Annotated in this window: 13 protein-coding genes; 4 read left to right on the forward strand and 9 right to left on the reverse strand. The window is 35.7% G+C overall.

Annotated features, from left to right (window positions below):
* Positions 1 to 598: 598 nt before the first annotated feature.
* From rny to pheT, 4 genes are all read right to left on the reverse strand, one after another.
* Entirely contained in the window at positions 599 to 2,152 is a 1,554-nt protein-coding gene (gene rny / locus JAZ75_RS01275; protein WP_132772610.1) for a ribonuclease Y, read from the reverse strand.
* Between the two features lie 247 nt (positions 2,153 to 2,399).
* Positions 2,400 to 2,690, reverse strand: coding sequence for a cell division protein ZapA (locus tag JAZ75_RS01280; RefSeq protein WP_021191210.1), 291 nt, complete (start codon positions 2,688 to 2,690; stop codon positions 2,400 to 2,402).
* Positions 2,691 to 2,745: 55 nt separating this feature from the next.
* Positions 2,746 to 3,054: a hypothetical protein gene (locus JAZ75_RS01285; protein ID WP_021191211.1), complete on the reverse strand. Its 309-nt coding sequence runs from the start codon at positions 3,052 to 3,054 to the stop codon at positions 2,746 to 2,748.
* A 36-nt stretch (positions 3,055 to 3,090) separates the two neighbouring features.
* Positions 3,091 to 5,487: a phenylalanine--tRNA ligase subunit beta gene (gene pheT / locus JAZ75_RS01290; RefSeq protein WP_208699826.1), complete on the reverse strand. Its 2,397-nt coding sequence runs from the start codon at positions 5,485 to 5,487 to the stop codon at positions 3,091 to 3,093.
* A 410-nt stretch (positions 5,488 to 5,897) separates the two neighbouring features.
* Between pheT and purL the strand changes: the two genes are divergently transcribed.
* The gene (purL, locus tag JAZ75_RS01295) at positions 5,898 to 9,572 is read left to right on the forward strand and encodes a phosphoribosylformylglycinamidine synthase (protein ID WP_208699828.1); all 3,675 of its coding nucleotides are present in this window, start codon (positions 5,898 to 5,900) and stop codon (positions 9,570 to 9,572) included.
* Between the two features lie 76 nt (positions 9,573 to 9,648).
* On the opposite strand, the gene JAZ75_RS01300 is transcribed toward purL, so the two are convergent.
* The 5 genes from JAZ75_RS01300 to JAZ75_RS01320 form a co-directional block, all read right to left on the reverse strand.
* On the reverse strand, positions 9,649 to 10,095 hold the full coding sequence (locus JAZ75_RS01300; protein WP_132772605.1) for a DoxX family protein: 447 nt from the start codon (positions 10,093 to 10,095) through the stop codon (positions 9,649 to 9,651).
* A 384-nt stretch (positions 10,096 to 10,479) separates the two neighbouring features.
* Positions 10,480 to 11,622 (reverse strand): glutathionylspermidine synthase family protein, encoded by a 1,143-nt coding sequence (locus tag JAZ75_RS01305; protein ID WP_232789326.1) that lies wholly within the window; start codon positions 11,620 to 11,622, stop codon positions 10,480 to 10,482.
* Positions 11,622 to 11,996, reverse strand: a complete 375-nt coding sequence (locus JAZ75_RS01310) for a hypothetical protein (protein WP_132770120.1) — start codon at positions 11,994 to 11,996, stop codon at positions 11,622 to 11,624. The genes JAZ75_RS01305 and JAZ75_RS01310 overlap by 1 nt, the downstream gene beginning before the upstream one ends.
* A 2-nt stretch (positions 11,997 to 11,998) precedes the next feature.
* A complete protein-coding gene (locus JAZ75_RS01315; RefSeq protein WP_021191215.1) occupies positions 11,999 to 12,292 on the reverse strand; it encodes a hypothetical protein in 294 nt (97 codons plus the stop codon).
* 141 nt (positions 12,293 to 12,433) lie between these two features.
* A complete protein-coding gene (locus JAZ75_RS01320) occupies positions 12,434 to 12,925 on the reverse strand; it encodes a hypothetical protein (protein WP_208699830.1) in 492 nt (163 codons plus the stop codon).
* Positions 12,926 to 13,011: 86 nt separating this feature from the next.
* Here JAZ75_RS01320 and JAZ75_RS01325 point away from each other — a divergent pair, with 86 nt between their 5' ends.
* From JAZ75_RS01325 to JAZ75_RS01335, 3 genes are all read left to right on the forward strand, one after another.
* Positions 13,012 to 13,662, forward strand: a complete 651-nt coding sequence (locus JAZ75_RS01325) for a YiiX/YebB-like N1pC/P60 family cysteine hydrolase (protein WP_208699832.1) — start codon at positions 13,012 to 13,014, stop codon at positions 13,660 to 13,662.
* Positions 13,663 to 13,725: 63 nt separating this feature from the next.
* Positions 13,726 to 14,433 carry an FkbM family methyltransferase gene (locus tag JAZ75_RS01330; protein WP_132770124.1) on the forward strand — a complete coding sequence of 236 codons (708 nt, stop codon included), beginning with the start codon at positions 13,726 to 13,728 and terminating at the stop codon, positions 14,431 to 14,433.
* A gap of 24 nt (positions 14,434 to 14,457) precedes the next feature.
* A complete protein-coding gene (locus tag JAZ75_RS01335) occupies positions 14,458 to 15,039 on the forward strand; it encodes a Crp/Fnr family transcriptional regulator (RefSeq protein ID WP_132770126.1) in 582 nt (193 codons plus the stop codon).
* The last annotated feature ends 48 nt before the right edge of the window (positions 15,040 to 15,087 follow it).

The following is a 15,087-nucleotide window of genomic DNA, read 5'->3' on the forward strand; positions in this document are numbered from 1 at the left end:
AAGCAACGCGCTTTGGCCGATTGGTTTATCTCCATAGCCATAGTATCGTGCATTATGGCGATACATTTCGATACTCTGGGTAGTTCATATTGCGACACGGCATATTGAAAATTCTGGATGGCCTTTAAGTATCGCTACGTAACATGCTTTTAAGATAACCCTATTTAACTATTAAGAATAAACGATTTGCAAACAAGTAACGTTGCAATACTATTTAGCCCCCTGTTAAAACCCAAAGTACTCCTCGCAGAAACTCACTGCACCTACGGAAAGTGTTATTTTTACTTGAATCTTTTCATAATCATCTTTGGGAGCTTATTTTTCAGTCAAGCGAAACGAAAAATCCATGTAACAACTTTGCTTTGCAGTATGGTGAAATAAAATAAACAGAAGGATTTGTGCGCAAACTATACCGCGATAAGATCAATCACATGCTCCTGCTTTCCATGTTACGTAGAATAATGAGCTACTTTGAATATATAACAGTAAAAACATCCTCTTAACAGCTCAAAATATAGCTCAAATCATTAAAAAAACTAAGGCTGTCTCAAATAAATGAGACAGCCTTAGTTTTAAGCTATATTTTTAAAATCTCGTTTTATTTCGCGTAGGCGACAGAACGGATTTCACGAATAACAGTTACTTTAATTTGACCTGGATAAGTCATCTCAGTCTGAATTCGGTTTGAAATATCAGCGGCAAGAATCTCAGCCTGTGCATCAGATATCTTTTCACTTTCAACAATAACACGTAATTCACGACCGGCTTGTATAGCAAAAGTTTTTTCAACGCCTGGATAAGATAATGCTAGATCTTCTAACTCCTTTAGTCGTTTGATATAACTCTCCACGACTTCACGGCGAGCCCCAGGACGAGCTCCTGAAATAGCATCACAAGCTTGTACAATTGGTGAAATCATTGCTGTCATTTCAACTTCATCATGGTGAGCACCGATAGCATTACAAACATCAGGATGTTCTTTATATTTTTCAGCCAGTTGCATTCCCAAAATAGCATGTGGCAATTCTGGATTATCATCAGGCACTTTACCAATATCATGTAAAAGACCAGCACGTTTTGCATGCTTAACGTTTAACCCCAATTCTGCTGCCATTGTAGCTGCAAAATTTGCAACCTCACGGGAGTGCTGCAACAAGTTCTGTCCATAAGAAGAACGGTAACGCATACGACCGACCATACGGATCAATTCCGGGTGTAAACCGTGAATACCAAGATCAATAGCTGTACGTTCACCTATTTCAACAATTTCGTCTTCTATCTGTGTACGTGTCTTTGCAACTACCTCCTCAATACGCGCAGGGTGGATACGTCCATCTGTCACAAGACGGTGCAAAGCCAAACGAGCGATTTCACGACGAACAGGATCGAATCCCGATAAAATAATTGCTTCAGGGGTATCATCAACAATGATCTCAACACCAGTAGCAGCTTCTAATGCACGAATATTACGTCCCTCACGTCCAATAATACGGCCCTTGATTTCATCATTCTCAATATTGAAAATAGAAACCGTGTTCTCAATAGCAGATTCTGTAGCCGTACGTTGAATGGTCTGGATGACCACTTTTTTAGCTTCTTTTGTTGCTGTCAATTTAGCTTCATCAACGATATCTTTAATTTGGCTAATTGCTTGTGAACGTGCCTCTTCACGCAAAGAGTCGACCAGTTGATTTTTAGCTTCTTCCGCTGTAACTCCAGCAATACCTTCCAGTTGTTTAATCTGCTGTAGCTTTAACTGCTCAACTTCCTCAGACTTACTTTCATTTACTTCAACAAGCTTTTCAAGCTGTTTACGGGTTCCATCTAATTCTTGTTTTTCGCGGTTTAAATTCTCTAGCTTCTGATTGACAGATTGTTCCTTCTGGCGTAAGGTATTTTCCTTTTGACTGATTGTATTATTTCGCTGACTGACCTCTTTTTCATGCTCTGATTTTAGCTGTAGAAACTTCTCCTTTGCTTCTAAAAGCTTTTTCTTTTTCAGATGTTCTGCTTCTTGATCTGCCTCTTTTATAATGCTTTTCACCTTTTCTTGAGCTTCTGCTGTTTGTTTACTAAACAAAAGAGCTAAAAGATAACGGCCAATTGCAATACCAACAATCAGAGAAAGTATGATATAAATTGCGATGTCCATGTAATATTAATTGTTTATATGTATTTTATTTATTTATAATTTTCAAAAAAAAACCGCAATTAAATAACGGGTATCTAATATTATTAAACTTCTATATCATATGATTAGGCTATGATCATGGTCCAGATGGCTTACGCAAAATGACCTACATCTTTTTCGCCTGTAATATTGAAGCGTTAAGTTTAAAATAGTGACAACCCGAATTCAACTGCGGCAAATTCGTTTAGTAAAGCGCTATAAAGAACGATTATTTTGTAAAGAAATTAGATAATAGCTGATCCAGTTCATGAACTGATTGCTCTAAACCTTGATCTTGTGTTTGAACTTGTCGCTCAGCTTTCAACATTCCTGTTGCGTACTGAAGGACGCACATTGACAATAAATCCTGTTTATCACGAACAGTATAGCTATCTTGTAACTCTTTTACTTTTTCATTAATCAATTTCGCTGCATGGCGGATTATCTCCTCCTCTGCTGTATCAACACGTAGCGGATACACACGATCAGCGATATTTATTTTGATGGAAATCTCTCCCATTGTTATTTGAGCTTTACGTTGTATTAGTAAGTTATCCTTGTACTACACTCTTCACTTACTTCAACAAACTAATACATTTGTCTATTTCTCGCACAAAATCGTTAATTTTTTGCTTTGTGTCAAGTATTTTCTCATTAATTGCATCCTTATCGGCTTCAGAACTATCAAGAGAACGAGCAACTGCCATTGCTTTCATTTGCTCCTCCATTTGCTTATTCTTATCGCTACTCGTATTGAAAGCGACTTGAAGCGATTGAACCTCTAATTTAAGTAAATCATTTTCTTCTTGCAAGACTTCGCACATTTGAATCAAATTTTTCGTTTTCTCAACGATAATATTCATTTGTGAAGATAATGCTGCCATATACTAAATTTATACAATTAAATGTTATTATTCAAATTAACCACGCACTTCTGCGTTTACTTCTTTCTCAAAGTTAAGAATTAATTTTTGAACTATTGCGTCAATTTGTTTGTCCATTAAAGTTTTTTCCTCATCCTCGATAATAAAACTCAAAGCATATGATTTTTTGCCTGCAGGAATCTTGTCTCCCTTATAAACATCAAATACTTTAACCTCTTTTAAGAGTTTACGTTCGGTTTTATGCGCGATTGTTTCCAATTGTTTGAACGTAACTGCTTCATCGATCAACAACGATAAATCACGTTTTACAGCAGGAAACTTAGATACCTCTTTAAACTTAATAACATTTTTACGGATGATCTTCAGTATTTGATCCCAGTCAAAATCAGCAAAAAACACTTGCCCATCGACGTCAGCTTTGGATAAAGCAACATCAGATACCGCTCCGAAAGTTACTAAAGGTTTTGTACCCTTCATATAACTTAATCCGTAAGCGAAATGATCGGTAGGTGCATCTTCCAACTGAAGTCCTTCAATTTTCAATCTTTTCAAAATAAGATCGACAACCGCTTTCAGATTGTAAAAATTTACCGATTGCTTACTATTGTTCCATTGCTCAACTTCCAACTTTCCACTAATAGCAATAGCCAAGTGCTGTTTCTCTTTATATCCCTCACCATCGATCGAATATGTTTTTCCAATTTCAAAAACCTTCAAATCAGAATTTCTTCTCTTTTGATTATAAGAAACTGCTGTTAAAGCTGAAAACAACATATTTTGTCTCATGGTATCCAAATCAGAACTTAATGGATTACACAAACGAACGGCGGTCGCTTCATCATTTACATAATCCAACTTCGTTAATGAATTCGAAAGAATTTCTCTAAAACCATTTGCAATAAGCAAATCTGCCAGTTGATTTAAAACAACCTCTTTATCAGGTTTTTCTGAAGTATTTAAAGATGACTTTATCTGTGGTTTCAATGCGACGTTATTGTAACCGTAGATACGCAAAACCTCTTCTATCACATCCACCTCACGCGTAACATCAACACGATAAGCAGGAACTAATACATCAATACTATCTGCCGATTCCTTTTCAATACCGATACCTAAGGCAACAATAATTGATTTTATTTCCTCATTAGGTATATCCTGACCGATTAATTTACGGACATTATGATAATTGACATTAAAAGCAAATGGATTTATTACAGCAGGATAAATATCGGTAATATTAGAAGTGATCTCACCACCAGCGATCTCTTGAATCAGAATAGCCGCCTTTTTTAATGCATTAACGGTAATATTTGGATCAGTTCCTCTTTCATATCGGAAAGAAGAATCTGTTTTCAGATGATGACGCTTTGCTGTTTTACGTACTGAAACTGCATTAAAATATGCTGACTCTAAAAATATATTTGTAGTCGATTCTGAAACGCCTGAATTAGCACCACCAAAAACACCAGCGATGCACATTGGCTTCTCAGCATCGGCAATAACAAGATCTTCAGCAGAAAGCTTACGCTCAACACCATCTAAAGTGACAAAAATCTCATCTTGTTTCGCTTGTCTAACAGTAATTTTATTACCTGCAATCTTATCTTGATCAAAAGCATGAAGTGGCTGACCCAAGTCATGTAATATAAAATTAGTAACATCAACGATGTTATTAATGGGACGAATACCGATAACGTTTAAACGCTCCTTTAACCAATCAGGGGATTCAGTTACTTTAACACCTGAAATATTAATTCCTGAATATCTTGGACTGCCGGAATGATTTTCTACAATTACTTCTGTATTGACACCAGACCCTTCTTTAAATTTAGAAAGATCAATTTGCTTCATTTCAGATCTAAAATATGCGGCAATATCACGAGCGACACCTAAATGTGAAGCTGCATCTGCACGATTCGGAGTCAAACCAATTTCATATCGGTAGTCATCTTCGATCTGATAAAAATCTTTGACAAGTGTACCAACCTCAGCATCTGAAGGAAGTTCTACAATACCTGCATGCGAATTGCCTAAACCAACTTCATCCTCCCCGCAGAGCATTCCTTCAGAAACTTCACCACGGATTTTTGATTTATTGATCTTAAAAGGCTCACCGCTAGTTGGATGAACTGTTGAACCAACTGTCGCAACAATAACTTTCTGACCGACTGCTACATTTGGAGCTCCACAGACAATATTTAACAACTCGGGCTGACCAACATCAACCGTTGTAATTTTCAATTTATCTGCATTCGGATGTTGTTCGCATGATTTTACTTCCCCTATGACCAACCCTTCTAAACCTCCTGGTATACTTTGGACCACATCTAAAACCTCAACCTCTAATCCTACGTTAGTTAGAATCAAAGAAAGCTCTTCTGGTTTTTTATCAATATCGATATGATCTTTAAGCCACTTATATGAAATATTCATTTTAGAATCTTATTTTACGCACAAACTTAGATAAATTTGCTCTGATTCGCAATATAATTACAGTCTTATCCATGCAAATTTATCGTTTTATCCTCTACCCTTGAGAGTTTATTACTACCTATAATATTAAAATTTGTATGTAAATAACCAATTCAGTTTTATAGACTGGCTCAGTTTCTATATTTAAGTAATAAAAAAAGAGAACGTATGGGCAGCTCATTTACAGCATATAAAACTTAAAATCGTAAGTACTTCAAAAATTAAAAAGAAGTTGAGATCAAGCAAAAGATGAACCGCTTAAGAGTAAAAAATATTTTTACGATTATTTAGCACTTTTCATTCCTAATAAGTCAAAGGATTAACGTAAATTTGTATTTTAATTTGAAGAACGTTCAAAACTTACAGTTATAATGATTCATTTCTTTGTGAACCCAAGCGACATCGTTTACGGTGTGCAAACCCTACAAGATTTATCAACCGATGATATCTCTAAACTAAACTGGCTATTTGGAAACGCTACCAAAATCGAAAAAGCAACCTTAAACGATTATTATGTTGGTCCTCGTGCAGCTATGATTACTCCATGGAGTACCAATGCTGTAGAGATAACCCAAAACATGGGTATTCAAGGGATTATTCGAATTGAAGAATTCCATAAGGCACAAGCTGATTTTATCGATTTCGACCCAATGATTTCTCAAAAATATGAGTCATTGACACAAGAAATGTATACCATCAATATTGCTCCTGAATCTATTTTAGAAATTGAGGATATTGATGCTTATAACAAACAAGAAGGTCTTTCTTTAAATCCTGAGGAAGTTCAATATCTTTCGGACTTAGCAACAAAATTAGATCGTAAGTTAACCGACTCAGAAGTATTTGCCTTCTCTCAAGCAAATTCAGAACACTGTCGCCATAAAATATTCAACGGTACTTTTATTATCGATGGCGAAGAACAGCCGACATCGCTTTTCAAATTGATTAAGAAAACATCTGAAACAAATCCCAACGAAATCGTTTCGGCATATAAAGATAACGTAGCTTTTGTTAAAGGCCCACGGATCACCCAATTTGCACCACAATCTGCAGATAAGCCAGATTTTTACGAAGAAAAAGAATTTGACTCTGTACTTTCTGTAAAAGCAGAAACACATAATTTCCCAACTACCGTTGAACCTTTCTCAGGAGCAGCAACTGGTTCAGGAGGTGAAATTCGCGACCGTTTAGCTGGAGGACAAGGATCATTACCTTTAGCAGGAACAGCGATTTATATGACGTCTTACTCCCGCTTAGAAGAAAACCGTCCTTGGGAACAAGCGATGGAAGAACGTCCATGGTTATACCAAACTCCAATGGACATTTTAATCAAAGCTTCCAACGGTGCTTCAGATTTTGGTAATAAATTTGGACAGCCTTTAATAACAGGATCGGTCTTAACATTCGAACATGAAGAAGATGCCCGAAAATTAGGATTTGACAAAGTAATCATGCAAGCGGGTGGTATAGGCTATGGTAAATTAAACCAGGCAAAAAAACATACTCCAAAAATTGGTGATAAGATCGTTATACTGGGTGGTGAAAATTACCGTATCGGTATGGGAGGAGCAGCAGTTTCTTCTGCTGATACAGGAGCTTTCGGTTCCGGTATTGAATTAAATGCAATTCAACGTTCAAATCCAGAAATGCAAAAACGTGCCGCAAATGCAGTTCGTGGAATGGTGGAATCCGATCACAATCCAATTGTATCTATTCATGATCATGGTGCAGGAGGTCACTTAAACTGCCTTTCAGAACTAGTAGAAGAAACAGGCGGCCTAATTGATTTAGATGCACTACCTGTAGGTGATCCTACCCTATCAGCAAAAGAAATTATCGGTAACGAATCTCAGGAAAGAATGGGATTGGTGATCGGTGAAAAAGATATTGACACGTTAAAACGCGTTGCCGATCGCGAACGCTCTCCAATGTACACTGTTGGGGATGTAACAGGAGATCACCGTTTCACTTTCGAATCAAAAACAACCGGTGAAAAACCAATGGATTATGCCTTAGAAGATTTCTTCGGGTCATCTCCCAAAACAATTATGAAGGATACAACTGTCGTTAGAAATTACGCAGATGTAAATTACAGCACTGAAAATATCCCAACTTACCTAAAACAAGTGCTGCAATTAGAAGCAGTAGCCTCTAAAGATTGGTTAACCAATAAAGTTGACCGTTGTGTTGGCGGACGTGTTGCTAAACAACAATGTGTTGGTCCATTACAATTACCATTGAATAACGTGGGAGTAATGGCATTAGATTATAAAGGTAAAGAAGGTGTAGCAACTACAGTAGGTCATTCTCCCGTAGCAGCAATTATAGACCCTGCAGCGGCAAGTAGAACGGCTATTGCCGAATCATTGTCAAACTTAGTATTTGCTCCTATTAAAAATGGTCTTGCAGGTGTATCACTGTCGGCAAACTGGATGTGGGCCTGTAACAACGAGGGTGAAGATGCTCGCCTTTATAAAGCTGTCAAAGCATGTTCAGATTTTGCTTTGGAATTAGGAATCAATATCCCTACAGGAAAAGATTCACTATCGATGAAACAAAAATACCCGAACGGTGACAATGTCATCGCTCCAGGTACTTTGATCGTTTCTGCAGCTGGTAACTGTACGGATATTACAAAGGTTATAGAACCTGTGCTAAATAAAAATGCTGGTTCTATATACTATATCAATCTATCAAAAGATAGTTTCAAATTAGGCGGTTCTTCATTCGCTCAGATCTTAAACAAGATCGGTAAAGAAGTTCCAACCATTCAAGATGGAACATATTTTAAAACGGCTTTTAATACGATTCAAGATTTAATAAAAGCTGGACAAATTGAAGCTGGTCATGACATTGGTTCAGGAGGTTTAATTACGACTTTATTAGAACTGACATTTGCAGATGTAAACTTAGCTGCAAATTATGATTTATCAAGCTTAGGTGAAGCAGATACTGTAAAAGCACTATTCAATGAAAACATTGCTGTTGTTTTACAGGCAAAAGATGACGCTACATTTGAAAGTGCTTTCGCCGCTGCTGGTATTGATGCTGTTAAGATTGGAGAAGCAATCTCAGGTGCAGAAGTTTCCTTCAAAAATAATGCTGACACGTTTACTTTCAATGTTGTAGAAACTCGTGATACTTGGTATAAAACGTCTTTCCTATTAGATTCAAAACAATCTAAAAATGGAACTGCTCAAGCTCGTTATGATAATTACAAAAATCAGCCATTGAATTTTGTATTCCCAAATCACTTCACGGGGTTGAAACCTGCAATAGACGAATCAAAACCTAGACCAAAAGCAGCTATCATTCGTGAAAAGGGTTCAAATTCTGAACGCGAAATGGCAAATGCGATGTTCTTAGCGGGATTTGATGTAAAAGATGTCCACATGACTGATTTAATTTCAGGACGTGAAACACTAGAAGACATTCAATTTATTGGTGCTGTTGGGGGATTCTCGAACTCTGATGTTCTAGGTTCTGCAAAAGGTTGGGCTGGTGCATTTTTGTACAATGAAAAAGCTAAAACGGCATTAGAAAATTTCTTTAAACGTCCTGACACCATGTCGGTAGGTATTTGTAACGGCTGTCAATTGTTTATGGAATTAGAATTAATCAACCCAGAACACGGAGTTCATGGTAAATTACTTCATAATACTTCACAGAAACATGAATCTAATTTCTTATCCGTTACCGTTCAAGAAAACAACTCGATCATGTTATCAACGTTAGCTGGTACAACATTAGGGGTATGGATCTCACATGGTGAAGGTAAATTCAATTTACCTGAAGAAGAGTCACAATATAATATTGTTGCTAAGTACGCTTACGATCAGTACCCTGCAAACCCTAATGACTCTGATTATAATACAGCTATGCTTTGTGACAAAACTGGTCGTCACTTGGTAACCATGCCACATATTGAGCGCTCAACATTCCAATGGAATTGGGCAAATTATCCGAAGGATCGTCAAGATGAAGTGACACCTTGGTTAGAAGCATTTGTAAATGCCCGTACTTGGATTGAAAAAAATAAAAAATAGTTTTCTATACGGAAAAAATAAAAAAACCTCTTGCATGAATTGCAGGAGGTTTTTTTTTGAATTGATATAATCAATATTAAATCTTTCTCTCATAACCAGGTCTATTCATTAAATTATCTAATGAATATTTACCCGAACCCATAACAAGAAATAAAATAAGCAAAAGTAGAACAACAATGGACAACCATAATTCTCCATTAAGAAAACTAAATCCATGCGTTAAGTTTACAAAAAATACAGCACCAAACAAGATCGGCAAAAGAACTAGACAAGCTAACCTGGTCTGGAAGCCAAAAATAATAAACATCCCACCAACAATCTGGGCAAAAACAATATAATGCACCCCTCCCCAAATATAAAATGTATAGTTAACTTGCTGCACCAAAGAACTAACCCGATCTAGATCACCAACAAAGCTCATTCCTTTGATTAAAATTAAGAATCCTACAGCAATCCGTAGGTAATCTATCCATTGCGGATGATGCGTATCACCCCAATGCTCAATTTTGTGAATAAGGTTCATAATATTATTCCTTTCTTATTGATTTATAGCTACAACAAACCTAAATTAGTTTTGTTTTTATATAATTTTCAACAAAGAATAATAGCTGTTTTTAATAAAAAAAAGTAATTTTAATATATTGCTAATATAAATAGATGTACCCTTATCATAATAAAATAAAACAGCGTATTGCTAATGGAGAATTCATTACATATGAGTATGTACCGAAGTACAAACAAATTGCACCATGCATGTTGCTATACTTTAAAACTGAACCGTACATTCGGCCGATAAGAGAACATCGGTTCCAAGAATATGAACAAATATTCCGGACTTTAAAGCAGGAATTAGAATGTCCAAAAAGTAAATAGTCTATTTGGGATAAAAAGGACCATTAATTTTTGATCAATGCTTAATGATATGCGGAACAAATCGACTCTTATCCGTGGTGATGGGCATAGTCGATTCTCTAAAACTTATACCACACGGTTCCTGTCCAATAATCCAGCTGCCTATGATAGAAAAACCCGATTCTTCTTTATGAAGTGTAGCCAGCTCTTGATAAATATACCCTTCATGTCCATATTCACCAGATGTTGAATAAATGAGCTCCTTATCATAATACATTGCGATATTAGCACCCTCCCTGGATAGAATAGGTTTTTTAATGTAATTCCTAAGTGTTCTCTGCTCTTCAAAATAAGCTGGCAATAAGTTATCATGATGCGGAAACAAATCCCATAATATGGGTAAAATAGCTTTGTTAGACAGTATCATTTTCCATGAAGGCTCTATCCATTGAGTTTTATTGATATCATTGAGGATATGGTGCCCAAACTCCTCATGTACCATCCATTCCCAAGGATACAATTTAAATATAGATTGGATCGAGTCACCCTCTAAATCAATAAATGAATTTCCATTCCAACCAATATCGTCGATGTAGATCAATTGTGTTTGGATGCCAGCTTGTGTGGCCGTATCTCTTAAATATTCTACATTGGTCAGATCCTCCAATGTCTCCTTTGCACAAGTGAAATACAAAATATCACCTTTGAGATAAGGTTTAATATCTTTCCAAGAAGTGATCAATTGCTCATGTACGCTATTAAACTGATCGACTGATTCTGAAAAATAATGGTTTTTCCAATACCACTGGACAATGCCACACTCAAATAAAGAAGTCGGTGTATCCGCATTAAACTCCAGTAACTTTAATTTTCTTTTACTGCTATCATAAGCAAAATCAAAACGACCATAAATTGAAGGAGATTCACTTTCCCACGACTGTTCGATATGAGGTACCATATGATCGGGAATATGAAATAAAGCGTAAAGCTTATTTGCAATCACATGTTCAACTGCTTTTAGACACATATCCCAAAGCTCAGCTGTTGCTTGATAAATAGTGTCTGCTTCATTACTAGTGATTTCGTAGTAATAATTATCTATCCAGTAAGGTTCATCATGATCCGAATGATAACCATATCCAATAGCCGTTAATCTAGATTTCCAATTTGGATCAATCGTAAGATGTTTAATTTTCATTATGAACCGACAGAAGAAGAGTGGGAAGAAGCAGCAGTATTGCCAAAACCACCTCGCTTTGCTTGATATGCAGCAGATTTTTTAGCATTAGTACCAGAAACAGAACTGGGATTTAGATTATTGTTCGCATATCCCATTCCTCCCCCAAGATGTCTAAAGGCCATAAACCACAAAAGAGAAGACCCCATACCTCCGCCCGTACGATGCTGATCCTTATAATCATTTGTAACTTCTGTATAAGGAGCAGTAGAATCAGCACGCATAAAAACACGCTGTTTATTTTTATCCTCCGGAGGAGACTGAGCAGTTCCACATGAGGCCAAAACGGAAGTAATTAATACTAATTTAATCGCTGAAGATGTTTTTTTTCTCATAATTACTGCACGGTTACGTAAATAGGAACTTCACTAAGTGTTTGAGCAGAATCCCCAACACTCCAGGTATTCACTTTCTTTGCTGTAATGATCGTATCACTTTGAGAAGCAATTTGCTCTCCATTAAACCAGATATGCTGTTTAGTAATATGCAGGACTGAATCACCTTTCACTTCGGTCACTAAAACCACTTCACGAGCAGACTTTTTATCTAACTGCTCTAATGGCTTATCTTGTTGCGCATTGGAACAACTCATGAAAACCATGACTGGAAGTACGAATAAAATATATTTCATTTCAACGGAATTTAAACAAGAAGAATACTGCTAGCTATTCTGATAGCTTAGAAAATAATAGGGCAATTTACAAAAAACTAAATACAAAACATTAAAAAAACAGTACTTAACGAACGTTTAAAACGATAGATAATGATTTGATTAAAATTCTTTATCGTATGTACGATTCCAATGTTTATTGCTGTCCAAAGGAGTTGGAATAACACGATACTCAAGGTTTATTCCATTTAATCTTCTTTTTTTGATCCGTTTATTTACTTCGTTAATAAAGGCAATATGGGTAATTCGGTAAGTTCCAAAACTTGTTCCTCTTATATCTTCTCTATCCAACAAATCCTCAACCAATTCAAAATTAAAAAAGCATCCTAAATAATCCTTCCAAAAGAAAATAGGATTGTCAATTTTATCCAAATAACTGTCTTCAGGATAACATAATTCACCATCCTCAACTTCAAAGTGGTCGGATAATACCTTATTTGTATGAGCTACAAATTCTTTCGCAACTTCTTCATCTTCGATTGGAAGAAATGAAATTATATCTTCCTCCTCTAAGCTATCAAACATCAAATGATTATTGAAGCAATGAATCAATTCGGGCAATAATTCCACCACATCATTATACATTTTTCCCATCTTGCAAAGATACAAACATTCTATCATTACATAATTATTTTTAGCTAATGATTCTATTTACATCAAATTGCATGTAAATTTATGCCATGAAAGCACAAAGAATATTATTCAGCATCCTAGTTATACTTTTATCCCAACTTTGTTTTGCTCAAAAAGTTGAAACTAAAAACCTTAAAAATGGTGATCTTATCTTTGTAGAGGCGGAACAAGAAAATCTATCCGGAGCTATAAACCGTGTGACACAACGTGACAAAAAAAATTCTTTTGATCACATTGGACTCTTAGAAGTTGAGCATGATTCTATTTTTGTTTTACACGCAAGTTCTAAAAATGGATCCATACGTCAAAACTTAAAAGATTTTTATGATTCTCAAAAAAATAATCAAAACAATTTAGTCGTTTACAGACTAAAAAAAGAATATCAGAAAGCTATACCCCTAGCGATAAAAACTGCAAAAAATATGCTGGGAAAACCGTACAATTGGAGCTATATTTTAAATGAAAACACTTACTATTGTTCCGATTTTATCGAAAGAGCTTTCAGAAAATCTCAAATTTTTACCTTAGAGCCCATGACCTTCATCAATCCTGCTACGGGTGAAATAGACAACTTTTGGAAAGATTTTTATAACAAACAAGGACTGGAAGTTCCTGAAGGAAAACTAGGTTGCAATCCCAATGGATTGGCAGCGTCAGAAAAATTAACAAAAATCGGTTTTCTAACACCCTTAAATTAATTAGAATATCATTAAAATTAATTTTTATCGTAACTTACGACCACCATCAAACATACAAATTATATGAGTCCAAGCCTAATCAACACGTTGAAGAAGCAATATAAAATACTTTCTGGAAAAATATCATCATTCAAGATCGAACATAAATGTCCACATGTTTGGTACGGAAATTCTTATGGTGGATTTTTTGTCAATCCAGATCTGCTGCATCCCGATGCGATTGTATACTCTTTTGGAATAGGACAAGACACTTCTTTTGATGATGCCATTATTCAAAAGCACAATTGCCATGTCCATGGCTATGACCCAACACCGAAATCAATTGAATGGATAGCACAACGATCAGATCTATCTCCCAAATTTCATTTTCATCCGTTCGGATTGGACAAGGAAACCAGAATAACCCATTTCAATTTACCAAAAAACAAAGAGCATGTCTCCGGCTCCATCATTAACCATCAAAATGTTGATGAGAATAATATGGTAGAAGTACAAATGAAATCACTTATAGATATTGTATCTGAAAACAACCATAGCTACATCGATGTGCTAAAAATGGATATTGAAGGCTCAGAATATTGCGTCATAGAAAGTATTCTAAATTCATCCATCGAGATCCGCCAGATTTTATTAGAAATACACGAAAGATTTTTTGATAATGGAATTGAAAAAACAAAAGAGTTATTAAACTCTTTACATCAACATGGATACAAAGTATTTGGGATTTCTGATACTTTAGAAGAAATTTCTTTTATTAAAGTCTCTAGTTAATATCATTTCAGAATTAATTATCTCATGGACATTTTCAAGGATTACATAAAAAAAAGAATAGCCGTTACAGAAGAACAACTTGAACAGATCACGTCTAGTTACACCCAAACACATGTAAAAAAAAAGAGCTTCATTCTGCGGGCAGGGGAAATATGCAATTTTGAAGGATTTGTAAAGAAAGGCTGTTTTAAAATTTTCTATTTGACTCCAAATGGAGAAGAACATATTTTATACTTCGCTATAGAAGAATGGTGGATATCAGATATTGCCAGCTTCAATGATCAAGAACCCGCTCAATTATATATTCAAGCTTTAGAAGATTCTGAAATACTAATAATCTCGAGAGAACAGAAAGAAAAACTCTTCACTAATTGTACTCAAGTAGAACGGCTATTCAGAATTATGTCCCAAAGAGCTCAAGTAGCATCACAACATCGCATCATTGCGGCTCTGGGATTTACGGCGCAGGAGCGCTATCTGGATTTTATTAAACGTTATCCAAAAATATACCCCAGAATATCTAATTTGCAGCTCGCATCTTATATCGGAGTTACACAAGAGTTTTTAAGCCGATTAAAAAGGCAGATCCTAAAACCAAAAAAATAGTACATTTTATTGATGTAGGTCAATTTTTAAAACAGCATTATTCGTCAT

Source organism: Sphingobacterium sp. UDSM-2020 (genome assembly GCF_016132525.1).
In the GTDB taxonomy this organism is placed as follows: domain Bacteria; phylum Bacteroidota; class Bacteroidia; order Sphingobacteriales; family Sphingobacteriaceae; genus Sphingobacterium; species Sphingobacterium anhuiense.

What these genes read in the sequence shown, in the direction of transcription:
- rny (WP_132772610.1), bottom strand. Translation starts at nt 2,152, where the DNA reads ATGGACATCGCAATTTATATCATACTTTCTCTGATTGTTGGTATTGCA.
- JAZ75_RS01280 (WP_021191210.1), bottom strand. Translation starts at nt 2,690, where the DNA reads ATGGGAGAGATTTCCATCAAAATAAATATCGCTGATCGTGTGTATCCG.
- JAZ75_RS01285 (WP_021191211.1), bottom strand. Translation starts at nt 3,054, where the DNA reads ATGGCAGCATTATCTTCACAAATGAATATTATCGTTGAGAAAACGAAA.
- pheT (WP_208699826.1), bottom strand. Translation starts at nt 5,487, where the DNA reads ATGAATATTTCATATAAGTGGCTTAAAGATCATATCGATATTGATAAA.
- purL (WP_208699828.1), top strand. Translation starts at nt 5,898, where the DNA reads ATGATTCATTTCTTTGTGAACCCAAGCGACATCGTTTACGGTGTGCAA.
- JAZ75_RS01300 (WP_132772605.1), bottom strand. Translation starts at nt 10,095, where the DNA reads ATGAACCTTATTCACAAAATTGAGCATTGGGGTGATACGCATCATCCG.
- JAZ75_RS01305 (WP_232789326.1), bottom strand. Translation starts at nt 11,622, where the DNA reads ATGAAAATTAAACATCTTACGATTGATCCAAATTGGAAATCTAGATTA.
- JAZ75_RS01310 (WP_132770120.1), bottom strand. Translation starts at nt 11,996, where the DNA reads ATGAGAAAAAAAACATCTTCAGCGATTAAATTAGTATTAATTACTTCC.
- JAZ75_RS01315 (WP_021191215.1), bottom strand. Translation starts at nt 12,292, where the DNA reads ATGAAATATATTTTATTCGTACTTCCAGTCATGGTTTTCATGAGTTGT.
- JAZ75_RS01320 (WP_208699830.1), bottom strand. Translation starts at nt 12,925, where the DNA reads ATGGGAAAAATGTATAATGATGTGGTGGAATTATTGCCCGAATTGATT.
- JAZ75_RS01325 (WP_208699832.1), top strand. Translation starts at nt 13,012, where the DNA reads ATGAAAGCACAAAGAATATTATTCAGCATCCTAGTTATACTTTTATCC.
- JAZ75_RS01330 (WP_132770124.1), top strand. Translation starts at nt 13,726, where the DNA reads ATGAGTCCAAGCCTAATCAACACGTTGAAGAAGCAATATAAAATACTT.
- JAZ75_RS01335 (WP_132770126.1), top strand. Translation starts at nt 14,458, where the DNA reads ATGGACATTTTCAAGGATTACATAAAAAAAAGAATAGCCGTTACAGAA.